A 15,490-nucleotide genomic window follows, 5' to 3' on the forward strand; every position below is an offset into this window, starting at 1 on the left:
TACATGATATCTTGGATAGTTATTATCCGCAATAGGAAAATGAAAAACGGCACTCGAAAGCGCCGCTCTTCTTTCCTGGGGTAGTCCCTATTCCGCAGCCACCTTGGCCATCGGATTGTTCGGGTGCGTCGTCCAGTTGGCATAGATCGGCGACACCGGCCTGCCGGTGCGCTGGTCCATCACGCCGGCCGCCAGCGGCTCCATGGTGATGCAGTTCTCAACCGGACACACATTGACGCAGAGATTGCAGCCGACGCATTCGGCCTCGATGACCTCGAAATGCCTGACGCCATCGACCATGCTGGTGATCGCCTGGTGCGAAGTATCCTCGCAGGCGATGTGGCAGCGGCCGCATTTGATGCAGGCATCCTGATCGATACGCGCCTTGGCGACGTAGTTCAGGTTGAGATACTGCCAATCGGTGACATTGGGCGTAGCCCGGCCGATGATGTCGTCGAGCGAGGCGTGGCCCTTCTCGTCCATCCAGTTTTCGAGCCCGGCGATCATCTCCTGCACGATCTTGAAGCCATAGGTCATCGCCGCCGTGCAGACCTGCACATTACCGGCGCCGAGTGCCATGAATTCGGCCGCATCGCGCCAGGTGGTGATGCCGCCAATGCCGGAGATCGGCAGGCCCTGGGTTTCGGGATCGCGCGCGATCTCGGCCACCATGTTCATGGCGATCGGCTTCACCGCCGGACCGCAATAGCCGCCATGCGAGCCCTTGCCGTCGATGGTCGGCTGCGGCGCAAAACTGTCGAGATCGACGCCAGTGATCGAGTTTATGGTGTTGATCAGCGACACCGCGTCGGTGCCGCCGGCATGTGCTGCACGCGCCGGCTTCCTCACATCGGTGATGTTGGGCGTCAGCTTGGTGATGACAGGCATGCGGGTGTTCTGCTTGCACCAGCGCACCACCATTTCGATATATTCCGGCACCTGGCCGACGGCGGCACCCATGCCGCGTTCCGACATGCCGTGCGGGCAGCCAAAATTGAGTTCGATGCCGTCGGCCTCGGTCTCCTCGACCACCGGCAGGATCGCCTTCCAGGCCTCCTCGACGCAGGGCACCATCAGCGAGACGACGATGGCGCGGTCGGGCCAGTCCTTCTTGACCTGCTTGATCTCGCGCAGATTGACCTGCAGGTCGCGGTCGGTGATCAACTCGATGTTGTTGAGGCCGAGCAGTCGGCGGTCGGCGCCCCAGATCGCGCCATAGCGCGGGCCGTTGACGTTGACCACCGGTGGGCCTTCCTCGCCCAGCGTCTTCCACACCACCCCGCCCCAGCCGGCCTTGAAGGCGCGGATGACATTGTAGGCCTTGTCGGTCGGCGGCGCCGAGGCCAGCCAGAACGGGTTGGGCGATTTGATGCCGACGAAATTGTTTCTGATATCTGCCATGCTCATGCCCTCCCGTTCGAGGTCAGTGCCCGATTGATGCTCTCCGCCGCGTCGCGGCCCTGCGCGACCGCCGAGACGGTGAGGTCGTCGCCCCCGAAGATGCAGTCGCCACCGGCCCAGACCCTGTCGAGCGACGTGCGCCCTTCCGCGTCCACCTTGATGCGGCCGGCTTCGAGGTCGATCGAAGCGCCGCTGCCGTTAAGGGCTGCCGGCACGAAGCTCTGTCCAATCGCCTTGAACACCTGGTCGGCAACGAGCGTCAGTGTCTCGCCGGTGCCGGCAAGCCTGTCGCCGTTGAGGGCGGTGTATTCGAGTTCGACGGCGGTGACCTTGCCGTCTTCGGCGATCACCCGCTTCGGCTGCAGCCAGTGGCGGATGCTGACGCCGTTGGCTGCCGCCAGATCCTGTTCGAATTCGGAAGCGTTCATGTGCTCCTGGCCGCGCCGGTAGCAGATCGTCACCTCCTCGGCACCGAGCAGCTTCGACTGTACCGCGGCGTCGATGGCCGTCATGCCGCCACCGATGACGACGACGCGGCGGCCAACCGGCAGGCCGGAAAGGTCGCTGGCCTGGCGCAGCTCGGCAATGAACTCGACCGCGTTGATGACGCCGTCGGCCTCCTCGCCATCGGCACGCAGCGCATTGACGCCGCCAAGACCCATGCCGAGAAACACCGCATCGTAATTGCGGATCAGATCCGACAGCTGATAGTCGCGGCCGAGCGCCTTGCCGTTCTGGATGTCGATACCGCCGATCGCGGTCACGTAGTCGACTTCGGCCTGGGCGAAATCGTCGACGCTCTTGTAGGCGGCGATGCCGTATTCGTTGAGGCCACCGGCCTTCGCGCGCGCCTCCAGGATGGTCACGTCATGGCCGTGGCGGGCGAGCCGGTGCGCGGCGGCAAGGCCGGCCGGACCGGCGCCGACCACGGCGACCGTCTTCCCGGTCGGCTCGGCGCGCGGATAAAACTGCTTGTTCTCGCCCATGGCGACATCGGTGGCGTAGCGCTGCAGGCGGCCGATCTGCACCGGCTTGCCTTCCGCCACTTCGCGCACGCAGACTTCCTCGCACAGCGTCTCGGTCGGGCAGACGCGGGCGCACATGCCGCCCAATATGTTCTGGTCGAAGATGGTCTTGGCCGAACCGATCGGGTTGCCGGTCGAGATCTGGCGGATGAACAGCGGAATGTCGATCGAGGTCGGGCATGCATTCATGCACGGCGCGTCGTAGCAGAAATAGCAGCGGTCGGATTCAACCAGCGCCTCGTGGTGGTCGAGCGGTGGGTGCAGGTCGGAAAAATTGTCCGCGTACTGGTCGGCCGAGAGCCTGCCGCCCGCAATGCCTTCCCTGAATTGGCCTTCTGGCATCGTCAGTTCCCCATGTTTTCTTTTGGGGAAGGCTAGCACGTTTTATTTTTTTATCAATTGGTCAATTTTCGGCGCAAGCCCCTGAAAAGGCTCGACAATAACATGATTTTTTTACTCATGTTATGGGCAATTACGGCTGCGTTTGCAGCGTGAGCGAATGGCCGGGCTCAAGTCCATGGCCATGGATAGCCCTGACCTGGTCCGCGACCAATTCCTGCAACCGCCACAGATTGCGGTCATGGATGCCGAATGCTTCGAGGTGGCTGACCGTGTTGTAGAGATATTCGGCGCCGGATCCGATATGCCCGCAGGCTCGGGCCAGCACGCTCGCCACTCTGTCCAGCGGCTGGTTCAGCGACGTTCCCCTGCCCTTCACGCCGACCCAGAAGCCAAGCGCACGCAGCGCGCCTTGCGGCGTATGCACCGGCAGCCACCTGACCGTGTCGATACTTTCGTGGTCGCTGATCTCGAGCCGCAGCAGCCTTTCGATCTGGACCGGTTTTTCGCCCTCCGGCAAGCGGTAGATCACCCCGTTGCAGCGTCCGCCCCGTTCGAGCGCCATCATCAAACCCGGCTGCTCGGCGCTGCCGCGCCAACGCACCATGTCGAGGCAGAAAGAGCGGTGCCAGCCAAAAGCGGTGGCGAGCTGTTGCTCGACCGATTCGAATTCCGGCTTCCAGATCAGCGACCCGTAGGCGAACACCCATAGTGGCCCCTCGTCGGCTTCCCCTGACAGCCGCAAGCCAAGGGTGCGGAAATCCTCGTCGTTCAACTCCGTCCAGCTCGGGTCCGGACCGGGATCGGCCTCCTCCCGGTGGCACAGTGCGACAAGCTCGGGCGTGAGCGACATCAAGCGCATGAACGACATTCCCTCATCATCGCAGAGAAATCGAAAACCGCTCGGCGTGCAAGCCTCGGAACGCTTGCCTCGGTTCGACCATTACTGTCCGGGCGGTGTCGGATTTTCGTCGTGAGGATCGTCCTATGATGGATCGGACGACGATCGATGCATGAAAGGTGAGGAGACCGAAAATGCAGAAATTCCCGATGCCCTTCTTCTGGTACGAATTGATGACCACAGATCTCGACGCCGCCGAGGCGTTCTACCCCAAAGTGGTCGGCTGGACGGCGAAGCCTTTCGACGTGGCGCCCGGCATGCCGCGCTATGTCGTCATGAATGTCGGCGAACGTGGCGTCGGCGGCCTGATGACAATGCCCGAGGAAGCCGCCAAGATGGGCATGCCGCCCGCCTGGCTCGGCTACATCCACACCAAGGATGTCGACGCCTCCACGGCTGCCTTGGAGAAAGCCGGCGGCACCGTTCATCGCCAGCCCGACGATATTCCGGGCGTCGGCCGCTTTGCCGTCGTCGCCGATCCGCAGGGCGCGACATTCATGTTCCTGCAGCCGAACGGCCCCGACCAGCCAGTCGTGCCGGCCAGCACGCCGGGCCATATCGGCTGGCACGAGCTTTACACGAGCGACTGGAAAGCCGCGTTCGATTTCTATCGCGACCAGTTCGGCTGGGTCGATGCCGGCGATTTCGACATGGGCCCGATGGGCACCTACCAGACCTTCACGGCCGGCCCCGAATCCGGCGGCGGCATCATGAACAAGCCGGAGCAGATTCCGGTCCCGGTCTGGCAGTTCTACTTCAACGTCCCGGCCATCGATGCGGCGGCCAAGCGGGTGACCGACAATGGCGGCAAGATCCTGATGGGGCCGATGGAGGTCCCCGGCGGCAGTTGGGTCGTGCAGTGCCAGGACCCGCAAGGCGCGCACTTCGCCTTGATGGCGCCGGTCCGCTGACGGCGATAAACACGGCTGGTACAAAGCACCGGCCTTTCGTCGCACCACCGATGAAGGGCCGTATTCATCTGCTTGGCGCCGACCTATTCCGGCGCCAGCACCGCGACCTTCAGCTCAGCTTTTTTCGCGCCGCTGAACTGGACGGTGGCCGGTCCGGGCGCAAGCTTGAAGCGCACACTCTTGCGAATACCAGGGCATGTTTTCACGCCACTATAGCCAGCCGACTTGATGGCCTGGCCATCCTGAATGACATCGATCCAGGCCTCCCCAGAGAGACTTATCTGGATGGCTCCCTCGGATGGCACTTCCACGCTGGCGACGGCCCCAAACGTGTCTGATGCCGGCGCACGTTCGGGCGCCACCGCAAAACCGGCTTTTTCTACCGGCACCAGCGCCAGGTCCGCAGCCGCACCAACCGCCAGCGCCGCTCCGGACGGCGCTGCCGGTGCCGCGGCAAACAGGGTCTGCTCCCGCGTCACCGGCCACTTGAAGGCCTCACAGCCGGCGTCTTCGGCCATGGCGAAGCTGGTGCCTGCGACGATCGCGAACAGGCTGATGACGACTTTTTTCATGGCAAGACCCCCACACATTCAGATTGTTGTACACACATCAATACAACCATAGAGGTACTAATGCAACCATGGCGAGAGAATTTGCAGGGGAATTGGGAACATTCCCAATCACCGATTGTTGATGGCAAGCCATGGGAAGTGAATGGTCCAATGCCGGGCGATAATCTATGGCCGGTCCCGGAAGCTAAAGGGAGTTTTAGATGAAGCTTTTCGACGGCCTTGCCAGATATCAGCCGCAGGCACTCGGCATTCTGCGCATCGTGACCGCGCTGCAGTTCATCGAACACGGCACCCAGAAACTGTTCAATTTCCCGGTCAGCGACCACGCCGGTGCTTTGAGCGGACTGTCACTCACTGCCGGCATTCTCGAATTCACCGGCGGCATACTGCTGGCGCTGGGCCTGTTCACGCGGCCCGTGGCATTCCTTCTGGCCGGCGAAATGGCGATCGCCTATTTCATGGCGCACATGCCGCGCGACTTCTTCCCCGTCAACAATGGCGGCGATTCGGCGATCTCGTTCTGCTTCATTTTCCTCTATCTGGTGTTTGCCGGCGCCGGCGCCTTCGCGCTGGACAACCGCCGCAGCGCGTGACGCCCGTAAGAAGGGGGCATGCCTGATTTCAGGCACGCATCCGTTCGAAATTGGCGTCGAAAAGCGGCACCGCCTGAATGCGCGCCGCATGGCGCTTGCCCAGCAGCTCGATCTCGAAGCCGTCGCTCTCATCGGCGATCTCCTTCGGCACATAGCCGACGGCAACGGATTTCTTGGAATGATGCGCATAGCCGCCCGACGTCACCCAGCCGCGCACCGCACCATCGAACCAGATCGGCTCATCGCCGATGACATCGGCATCGTCGGCATCGACGATAAAGGCGCGCAGGCGCAATTTGCCGCCATGCCTGCGCTCGGCCAGCGCCGCGGCCTTGCCGATGAAATCGGCGTCCTTGCCGTAAGCAACAAAGCGGTCGAGCCCCGCTTCCAGCGGTCCGTAGATCGGCCGGTACTCGCGCCCCCATGAGCCGTAATTCTTGTCCAGCCGCAGCGCATTGAGCGCGCGCGAGCCGAACAGGCCGATGCCGAATTCCTCGCCCGCCGCCATCAGCGCTTGATAGGCGGCGCGCTGGTATTCTGGCGCCACCCAGATCTCGTAGCCGAGATCGCCGGTATAGCTGACGCGGCCGACCAGGCACGGCGCCATGCCGACATCCATCCGGCCAATGGCCATGAAGGAAAAGGCGGCATTGGAGACATCCGAGCGCGTGGCCTTTGCCAGCACATCCCGCGCCTTCGGGCCCGCGATCGACAGACCGGTGAGCTTCGCGCCCAGCGCCTCGATGCGGACCGATCCATCGCCGGGCAGGTGCTGCTCGAACCAGCGCATATGGTACTGCTCGGCGATGCCGGAGCCGGCGAGGAACCAGCCTTCGCTTCCGAGATTGGCGAGGGTGAAATCGCCGATCAGTCTGCCGTCTTCCTTCAGCATCGGCGCCAGCGTCATGCGGCCGGGTTTCGGCAGTTTGCAGGCAAGCATCCGGTCGAGCCAGGCGGCCGCCCCCTCACCCGTCACCTTGTACTTGGCGAAGCTCGAAATCTCGGACAGGCCGACACTGTCGCGTACCGTCGCGACCTCCTTGGCGACCTGCGTGAAGTCGCTCGAGCGGCGCCACGAGAACTCGTCCTTGACGCCTTCCGGCGCGTACCACAGCGGCACTTCCAGCCCATAGGCAACACCCCATTGCGCACCCTTGGCCGACAGCAGATCATAGACCGGTGTCGTCTTCAGCGGCCGCCCGGCGGGCAGCTCCTCATTGGGGAAGCGGATCGAAAAGCGCCGGGAATAATTCTCGCGCACCTTGGCATTGGTATAGGCCATCGTCGCCCAGTCGCCATAGCGCGCGACATCCATCGCCCAGATATCGGCGCCGGGATCGCCCTCGATCATCCAGTTCGACAAAGCGAGGCCGACGCCGCCGCCCTGCGAAAAACCGGCCATGACACCGCAAGCGACCCAGAAGCCGGGCAGGCCACGCACCGGCCCGACCAGCGGGTTGCCGTCCGGCGCAAAGGTGAAAGGCCCGTTGATGATCTGCTTGATGCCGGTGTTCTGGAAGGCCGGGAAATGGCGGAAGCCGACCTCAAGCGACGGCGCGATGCGGTCGATGTCCGGCGCCAGCAATTCATGGCCGAAATTCCACGGCGTCTGGTATTCGGACCAAGGCTTGTTGGCCTTTTCGTAGGTGCCCATCAGCATGCCGCCGCGCTCCTGGCGCAGATAGAGTTCGCCATCGAAGTCGACCGCATGGATGATCTCGGTGCCGGTCTTGGCGTTCCAGGCGGCGACCTCCGGCATGTCCTCGGTGATCAGGTACATGTGCTCCATGGCCAGCACAGGCAGTTCGAGCCCGACCATGCGGCCGACCTCGCGCGCCCACAGGCCGCCGGCATTGACGACATGCTCGGCCACCACCTCGCCCTTGTTGGTGATGACGCGCCATAAGCCGTCGGGCCGCCGCACGATGTCCTCGACCTTGGTGAAGCGCTCGACCTCGGCACCGAGCTTGCGCGCGGCCTTGGCATAGGCATGGGTGACGCCTGAGGGATCGAGATGGCCGTCCTCCTTGTTCCTGACGGCGCCGACGAACTGCTTGGGATCGAGCAGCGGCATCAGTTCGGCCGCTTCGTTGGGCGAGATCTCCTCGAGCTCTATGCCGAGATAACGGCCCTTGGCGACGACGCCGCGCAGCCAGTCCAGCCGCGCCTCGGTCGCCGCCAGAAGCACGCCACCGGTCAGATGCACGCCGGTCGCCTGGCCGGAAAGCTCCTCGATCTCCTTGTAGAGGTTGATCGTGTATTTCTGCAGCTTGGCGACGTTGGGGTCTCCATTGATGGTGTGCATGCCGCCGGCCGCGTGCCAGGTCGAGCCCGATGTCAGCTCGTCGCGCTCCAGCAGGACAACATCGGTCCAGCCGTGGCGGGCGAGATGGAACAGCACGGAGCACCCGACGACGCCACCGCCAATGACCACGACCTTTGCATGCGATTTCATGGATTCTTCTCTGATATCAGTGAGTTGGATGGGTGAGTGGATTCAAGCTGGGAACGATCACGGCTCGCCCTGCCCGATCGCTTCCTTGCGCCTGGCCATGTAGGCCTCCAGCGCCTCGCGCACGGCGATATCCATCACCGGCTCGACATAGTCCTCCAGGGCTTTCTTCCACAGCCGCGTCGCGCGTGCGGTGGCGTCGAGTCCGCCAGCTTCCTGCCAGGCTTCGTAATTCTGCCAGTTGGACAGCATCGGCTGGTAAAAGGCGGTGGCGTAGCGCTCGAGCGTGTGCGGCTCGCCGAAGAAATGCCCGCCGGTCGGCACCGCGCCCAGCGCCTCGACGGCAAGCTCCGCCTCGTTGACCTCGATCGGGCGCAAGAACTCCATCATGTGTTGGATCATCTCGACATCGATGATAAGTTTTTCGAACGACGCCGTCAGTCCGCCCTCCTGCCAGCCGGCGGCGTGGTAGACGAGGTTGCCGTGGCCGAGCACCGCGCCCCACAGCGCCATCAGCGTCTCATAGGCGCCTTGCGCATCGGCGGCGTTGGAGGCCGAGCCCGGTGTCGTGCGGTACGGCAGCCCGTAGCGCCGCGCCAACTGCCCTGACGCAATATTGGCCTTGGTGTTCTCCGGCGTGCCGAAGGCCGGCGCGCCCGACTTCATGTCGACATTGGAGGTGAAGGCGCCATACATGACCGGAGCGCCTGGACGCACCAGCTGCGTCAGCACGACGCCGAACAGCGCCTCGGCGTTCTGCTGCGCCAGCGCGCCTGCCAGCGTCACCGGGCTCATCGCCCCCATCAGCGTGAACGGCGTCACCGCCACCGACTGGCCGAACTCGGCCATGGTCATCAGCCCCTCGGCCATCATCTCGTCGAAGCGGCGCGGCGAGTTGACCGAGATGATCGTGGTAATGCCGGGATCGTCGCGCATCTGGTCGAGCGTAAACCCACGCGCGATGGCCATCATCTCGATGCCGTCAAGCGCCCTGCCTCGGCCGATCGCCGAGACATGGAAACTCTTGTCGGTCAGCGTCAGATTGGTGAAGTAGGTGTCGAGATGGCGGGAGTTAGCCGGCAGTTCCACCGGCGCGCAGACCTGGTTGCCGAGCATGTGGATGCAGTTGAAATGCTGTGCCAGCCGGGTGAGGTCCGCATAGTCGCGCAAATTGCCGGCGCGACGGCCGCGCTCCATGTCGTGCACATTGGGCGGCCCAGCAACGAGCGTGAAATTGATGGTGTTGCCGCCGAGATGAACCGCGTTGGCCGGGTTGCGCGGCGTCAACACATAGCTGGACTGCGTGGTTTTCAGCGCCTCGGCGACCAGGCCACGATCGATACGGACATTCGCCGAGGCGTGGTCGACTTTGGCGCCTGCCTTCTCGAACAGCGACAGCGCGCGCGGGCTCATCACCTCGATGCCGAAATTCTCCAATATGTGCATCGACGCCTGGTGGATCTGCTCGATCTGGTCGGGCGACAGCATGGCCATAGGCGGATAGGGATTTGTCACCCGCCTGAGCGGCAGTTGCGGGATGGCCGACGGCCCCCTGTTGCTGGTGCGCTCGGCGCCGCGTTTGCGTCTTGGTTCGGTCATGCCTGGCATCAAAGCCCCGGCAATCCAGGCAAGCTGTCAGAAATACGCCGTTTGCGGACGTGATTTTAGCCACGGCGGCATTTCTGCGATCTCTGTTTAGAGAAAGCGACAAAATATGTCGGATTGCTGATACGAGATTTCCTCGACGGGCTGCGCCGGCGAAGCATTAACGGACGCTGCAAGATTCCCTTTATGATTTCGGCCTATTGCTCTGCCAATGCGTAGTTCGAGTTTTAGTAAAATTGGTGCGGTTTGCGTGCTGCTGGCGCTTTCGGCCTGCGCCACCGCGCCCAGTCACATCAACAATGTCTGCGCCGTCTTCGACCAGAATGACGGCTGGTTCGACAACTGGCAATCGGCGGCCGAACGCACCCAGCAGAAATACGGCATCCCTGTTCCCGTGCTGATGGCGACGGTTCGCAAGGAATCCGGCTTCAAAAGCAATGCAAGGCCGCCACGCACCAAGCTTCTCGGCTTCATTCCGTGGAAGCATGTCTCTTCGGCCACCGGCTTCTCGCAGGCGCTGGACGGGACCTGGTCGCAATATCAGCGCGAGACCGGCAACTGGGCGGCGCGGCGGACGAAATTCGCCGACGCGGTCGATTTCGTCGGCTGGTATCATTCCAAGACCGCTGACACGTACGGCGTTGCCCGCAACGACACCTACAATCTCTACCTCGCCTATTATCTCGGCTGGACCGCCTATGGCCGCGGCAACCGTGGCGACGCCGGCGTCCAGGGCTATGCCCGCGCGACCGAGAAGATGGCGCGCGATTATGCCCAGCAACTGAGCGAGTGCGGCAACTGATTTCCGCCCACAAGCATTTCAACCGACCGAGTGCGCTGGTGGGCAGTATGCTTGCCGATTAGCGGCAAACGCTCATCGCCTCGTCATCCACAGGCGGAGCGAGGAGCGCCGCGACTTCAAATCGCCGCCGCGGTGCCTGATGCTGGTCAATTCGGTTTCGTGGAATCGCCCGGTTTTGGGGAATCGCCGGTTTCCGAAATCTCATCGCGAAGCTCGTGACGGCGGGCTTTCGAAACGGCTTCCGTCTCCTCGGCAGCCTGCCCGATGATGTCGGCTCGTGCACTGCTCGTCTTACCCCGTGGACGTTTCGGTGGCGTGCCGGCAAAACCGGGACCATCGCCGTTCGGCGCGTCATCCGGAACGCCTTCGTGCGCGGCGTGCTCCTTGTCGAACTTGATTACCGGCTCCATCTTGGCCAGCACGTCGTCGGAGAGCCAGCACAGGCTCATATGGCCGTCGCCGAGATGCTTGACCGGCGGCACCTTGGTTTCGCAGAGATTGTCCGGCACCAGCTTCTTGTAGCCGCAGCGCGTCTGGAACGGACAGCCCGAAGGTGGGTTCATCGCCGAGGGGATGTCACCTTCCAGCACGATGTGACGCTTGACCACGCTGGTATCGGCGATCGGTATCGCCGACAGCAGCGCCTCTGTATAGGGGTGATAGGGCGGCGCGAAGATCTGGTCGGTCGTGCCTTGCTCGACGATGTAGCCGAGATACATGACGACGACGCGGTCGGCGATGTAGCGCACGACCGACAAATCGTGGCTGATGAACAGCATCGTCGTCTTGTTCTTGCGCTGGATGTCCATCAGAAGTTCGGTCACCGCCGCCTGCACCGACACGTCGAGTGCGGAAACCGGCTCGTCGGCCACCACCACCTTGGCGTCACCGGCAAAGGCGCGCGCCACGCCGATACGCTGCTTCTGGCCGCCCGAAAGCTGGCGCGGCTTGCGGGTCTCGAAGGCCCTGGGCAGCTTCACCAGGTCGAGCAGTTCCAGCATGCGCTTGCGGCGATCGGCAACCGTCTTGCCGACATTGAACTTCTCCAGCGTGCGGATGATCTGCGAACCGACCGAATGGCTGGGATTGAGCGTGTCGAACGGGTTCTGGAACACCATTTGGATCGACGACACCGTGTCGACGCTCCGCTTCTCGATGCCCGTCGATTGGATTTCCTTGTTGCCCAGCGTCACCGTGCCGGCACTTGCCGTCTCCAGCCCGAGCAGCACCTTGGCCAGCGTCGACTTTCCGCAGCCGGATTCGCCGACGATGGCGACCGTCTCGGATTCGCGCGCCATGAACGAGATCGTCTCGTTGGCCTTGACGACGCGGCCCTCGCTCGAGCCGAACACTTCGCTGCCGCCGACCCTGTAGTATTTTCTGAGGTCCTCGATCTTGAGCACCGGCGCGCCGGGCACGACCCGCTCATTGACCTTCTTGGCGCCGGGCGGCAGCGCCTCCCAGTCGATCTCGTTGAAGCGCACGCAGCGCGAGAAATGGCCTTCGTGACCAGCGACCTCGATCATCGGGATTTCAGCGGCGTTGCAGACGCCTTCCACGAAATGGTGGCAGCGAGGGCCGAAATTGCAGCCCTTGGGCCGCTCGTGCGGCAGCGGCAGCTGCCCGGGGATGGAAATCAGCGGCCGTGAATTCTTGTCGGCGCCGGGCAGCGGGATCGAGCGGAACAGCCCTTGCGTATAGGGGTGCCGCATCCGGTCGAAGACGTCCTTGATCTTGCCCGTCTCGACCGCTTCGCCCGAATACATAACCGTGATGCGGTCGCAGGTTTCCAGGATCAGGCCGAGATTGTGCGACACGAAAATCATCGACGTGCCGAACTTCTCGCCCAGCCCCTTGACCAGATCGACGATGCCCGCCTCAACCGTCACGTCGAGCGCCGTCGTCGGCTCGTCGAGCAAAAGCAGCGCCGGCTTCGACAGCAGCGCCATGGCGATGACGATGCGCTGTTGCTGGCCGCCCGAAAGCTGGTGCGGATAGGAGCGCATCATGCGCTCGGGATCGGGCAGCTTGACCGAGCGCACCATTTCGAGCGCGCGCTTATACGCCTCTTCCTTCGACACCTTGTCGTGGATCAGCGGCACTTCCATCAACTGCTGGCCGACCTTCATCGCCGGGTTCAGGCTCGCCATCGGCTCCTGGTAGATCATCGCGATCTTGTTGCCGCGAATGGAACGCAACTCCTCGTCGGAGAGCTCGCCCATGTCCTTGCCCTGGAATTTGATCTTGCCGCCGACGATCTTTCCGATGTTGGAGAGGTCGCGCATGATGCCGAGCGACACGGTCGACTTGCCGCAGCCGGATTCGCCGACGATGCCCATCGCCTCGCCCGGCATGACGGTGCAGGAAAAATCCATGACGGCCGGGATCTCGCCCTTGCGGGTGAAGAAGGAGATCGACAGGTTCTCGATCTCGATGATCGGCCCATTGGTTGGCGTGGCGGGATTTCGAACTGCCTCGTTCATGGGTCGCTCCAATCCTGGTTCTTTTAGGCCTGTTTCTCTCAGGCGCATCGGGTCGAAACCCGCGAGATCAGTCTTTCATCGATTGTTCGCGCAGCGAGTCGGCGAGCAGGTTCAAGCCCAGCACGAACGACATCAGTGCGATGGTAGGCGGCAGCGCCGGGTGGATGAAGGAGCGCAGCAGACGGCTGGCGTCCTTGATCGCGGTGCCCCAGTCCGGGCTTTCCGGCGCCAGGCCAAGGCCGAAATAACCGAGCGTGCCGAGCAGGATGGTGGTGTAGCCGATGCGCAGACAGGCGTCGACGATCAGCGGCCCGCGCGCATTGGGGAGGATCTCCCACAGCATGATGTACCAGGGCGATTCACCGCGCGTCTGCGCCGCCGCCACATAGTCGCGCGTTTTGATGTCCATCACCAGGCCACGCACGATGCGGAACACGCCGGGGCTGGACGCGAACACCACCGCCACGAAAATGTTGAGCTGATTAGGATCGATATGCACGATCTTCAGCGGATCGGCGTCGAAGACCAGGCCGAGATAGATCCAGCCGCCGAGGATCAGGGTGATGCCGAGCAGGATGTAGAGCCGGTCGGGCCGGTTCTTGTAGCGGGTCCAGAACAGCACGCTGAAGAAGATGATCGGGAACAGGAAGAAGACGCCGGCCATGCCATAGGGGATTGGCGTGTCCATGATGCCCGGCGTCACCAAGAGATAGAACAGCAGGATGACCGGGAAGGCCAGCACGAGATTGGCCAGGAACGACAGCACGGTGTCGATCTTGCCGCCGTAATAGCCGGCAGGCAGGCCGAGCGTGATGCCGACCATCAGCGCGAAGCCGGTCGCGGCAGGCGCGATGATCAGCACGATCTGGCTGCCATAGACCATGCGCGAAAACACGTCGCGCGCCAGCTTGTCGCCGCCGAACAGATAGGTCAGTCCCGATTGCGGTTCGACGGCGCCCGGCAACACGTCCTTCATGATGGGGATCTGAGCCAGCGGATCGAAGGGCGAGATGGTCGCGGCGAAGATCGCCGTGAACAGCCAGAACAGGCAGATACCGACGCCGACGATGCCGACACCGCTGTCGAACAGCTGGCCGTAGAGCGCCAGCTTCTTCTTGTAGGCGAAGCTCGCGCCCATGACGATGACGAGGGCGATCCAGACCGGCCAGAAGCGCGACAGCACTTCGAGAACGACGGTGAAGCCACTGATGTATTGAACCGGCATCCGCTTCGCTCCCTACTGAACTCTGATACGCGGATTGAGAAATGCGTAGCCGACATCGGAAATGAGCTGCGTGATCAAGACGATGAACACCGAGACCAGCGAGCAGCCGAGCAAAAGGTCGATGTCGTTGTTGCCGGCCGCCTCGACCAGCGTGTAGCCGAAGCCCTGGTAGCGAAACATCACCTCGACGATGACGACGCCGGTGAGCAGCCAGGGGAACTGCAGCATGATGACGGTGAACGGTGCGATCAGCGCGTTGCGCAAGGCATGTTTGACCACGACGCTGCCGAAGGAAAGACCCTTCAACCTGGCGGTACGGATATATTGCTGCGTCATCACTTCGACCATCGAAGCACGCGTCATGCGGGCGATATAGCCGATGCCGTAGATCGCCAGCGTCATCACCGGCAAAGTGAAATTGTAGAAGGTGATGCCCTGGCTGGCCGAAGCCGCCGAGCCGTTCAGCCAGCCTAGCCATGAGGCGAAGATGACGGTGAAGATGACGCCCGACACATATTCCGGCGTCGCCGTCGAGGCGATCGACGCCACGGACAGCACCCGGTCGGTTCGCGACCCCTCGCGCATGCCGGCCAGAATGCCGATCAGCAGCGAGATCGGCACCATCACCACCAGCACCCAGAACATCAGGATGCCCGTAGCGCCGAGTGCCGGAAACAGTTTTGAGGCGACGGTCGCCTTGAACTTGGTCGAGCAGCCGAAATCGCCCTGGAAAACGCCGGCGAAGGTCGGCACGAGTGGATCGTTGCAGAAGGAGAAACGCTGCGCCGGCTTGCCGGTCGCCGGGTCTGTCACAGGTTGCTTGGGCACCACGCCCAGCCACTGCCCATAGCGGACGAAGAAGTTCTGCCGATAGCCATGGTTGACCAGCCAGCTCTCGAGCTGCTCGGCCGACGTATGCATTTCGGTCTGGCTGATCGCCAGCTTCTTCAGATTGGGTTCGAGGTTGATCAGGAAGAAGACGACCATGGTCAGGCACAGCATCGTCAATGCCATGGTGCCAAGACGCCTGATAACGAAGGAAAGCATGGCGGCCCCCTGCCGATGGGTTGGGGTTTGAGCCGGCTATGAAAGCCAACCCTGCCGTGACCGGCGGGGCTGGCTGTCAAAACAGGCCTTCGGATGCGATCAACCCTGTTTTTGTTGCATGGTCCGGCCCGCGA

12 protein-coding genes are annotated in these 15,490 nt (G+C 62.8%); 3 read left to right on the forward strand and 9 right to left on the reverse strand.

Annotation, left to right across the window (positions count from 1 at the left end; genetic code table 11):
- Positions 1-87: 87 nt before the first annotated feature.
- The 3 genes from preA to EOA16_RS02940 all read right to left on the reverse strand — a co-directional run bounded on the left by preA (position 88) and on the right by EOA16_RS02940 (position 3,627).
- On the reverse strand, positions 88-1,401 hold the full coding sequence (gene preA, locus EOA16_RS02930; protein ID WP_127255372.1) for an NAD-dependent dihydropyrimidine dehydrogenase subunit PreA: 1,314 nt from the start codon (positions 1,399-1,401) through the stop codon (positions 88-90).
- 2 nt (positions 1,402-1,403) lie between these two features.
- Positions 1,404-2,768, reverse strand: coding sequence for an NAD(P)-dependent oxidoreductase (locus tag EOA16_RS02935; protein WP_127255374.1), 1,365 nt, complete (start codon positions 2,766-2,768; stop codon positions 1,404-1,406).
- A 130-nt stretch (positions 2,769-2,898) separates the two neighbouring features.
- Positions 2,899-3,627 (reverse strand): gamma-glutamylcyclotransferase, encoded by a 729-nt coding sequence (locus EOA16_RS02940; RefSeq protein WP_127255376.1) that lies wholly within the window; start codon positions 3,625-3,627, stop codon positions 2,899-2,901.
- 173 nt (positions 3,628-3,800) lie between these two features.
- Between EOA16_RS02940 and EOA16_RS02945 the strand changes: the two genes are divergently transcribed.
- Positions 3,801-4,577 (forward strand): VOC family protein, encoded by a 777-nt coding sequence (locus EOA16_RS02945; RefSeq protein WP_127255378.1) that lies wholly within the window; start codon positions 3,801-3,803, stop codon positions 4,575-4,577.
- Between the two features lie 83 nt (positions 4,578-4,660).
- On the opposite strand, the gene EOA16_RS02950 is transcribed toward EOA16_RS02945, so the two are convergent.
- Complete coding sequence (locus EOA16_RS02950; RefSeq protein WP_206517306.1) at positions 4,661-5,149, reverse strand: hypothetical protein; 489 nt, start codon at positions 5,147-5,149, stop codon at positions 4,661-4,663.
- A 200-nt stretch (positions 5,150-5,349) separates the two neighbouring features.
- On the opposite strand from EOA16_RS02950, the gene EOA16_RS02955 reads away from it, so the two are divergent.
- A complete protein-coding gene (locus EOA16_RS02955; protein WP_127255382.1) occupies positions 5,350-5,742 on the forward strand; it encodes a DoxX family protein in 393 nt (130 codons plus the stop codon).
- Between the two features lie 28 nt (positions 5,743-5,770).
- Here EOA16_RS02955 and EOA16_RS02960 read toward each other — a convergent pair whose 3' ends face one another.
- Entirely contained in the window at positions 5,771-8,197 is a 2,427-nt protein-coding gene (locus EOA16_RS02960; protein ID WP_127255384.1) for an FAD-dependent oxidoreductase, read from the reverse strand.
- A 57-nt stretch (positions 8,198-8,254) separates the two neighbouring features.
- Positions 8,255-9,793: a trimethylamine methyltransferase family protein gene (locus EOA16_RS02965; protein ID WP_164754091.1), complete on the reverse strand. Its 1,539-nt coding sequence runs from the start codon at positions 9,791-9,793 to the stop codon at positions 8,255-8,257.
- Positions 9,794-10,010: 217 nt separating this feature from the next.
- Between EOA16_RS02965 and EOA16_RS02970 the strand changes: the two genes are divergently transcribed.
- Positions 10,011-10,601, forward strand: coding sequence for a transglycosylase SLT domain-containing protein (locus EOA16_RS02970; RefSeq protein WP_127255388.1), 591 nt, complete (start codon positions 10,011-10,013; stop codon positions 10,599-10,601).
- Between the two features lie 146 nt (positions 10,602-10,747).
- Here the strand turns inward: EOA16_RS02970 and EOA16_RS02975 are convergent, their stop codons facing one another.
- The 3 genes from EOA16_RS02975 to EOA16_RS02985 all read right to left on the reverse strand — a co-directional run bounded on the left by EOA16_RS02975 (position 10,748) and on the right by EOA16_RS02985 (position 15,356).
- On the reverse strand, positions 10,748-13,084 hold the full coding sequence (locus tag EOA16_RS02975) for an ABC transporter ATP-binding protein (protein ID WP_127255389.1): 2,337 nt from the start codon (positions 13,082-13,084) through the stop codon (positions 10,748-10,750).
- 67 nt (positions 13,085-13,151) lie between these two features.
- Positions 13,152-14,309, reverse strand: coding sequence for an ABC transporter permease (locus tag EOA16_RS02980; RefSeq protein WP_127255391.1), 1,158 nt, complete (start codon positions 14,307-14,309; stop codon positions 13,152-13,154).
- 12 nt (positions 14,310-14,321) lie between these two features.
- Entirely contained in the window at positions 14,322-15,356 is a 1,035-nt protein-coding gene (locus tag EOA16_RS02985) for an ABC transporter permease (protein WP_027035014.1), read from the reverse strand.
- Between the last annotated feature and the right edge of the window lie 134 nt (positions 15,357-15,490).

Origin of the sequence: Mesorhizobium sp. M7A.F.Ca.US.008.03.1.1 (assembly GCF_003997495.1) — a bacterium.
Lineage (GTDB): Bacteria > Pseudomonadota > Alphaproteobacteria > Rhizobiales > Rhizobiaceae > Mesorhizobium.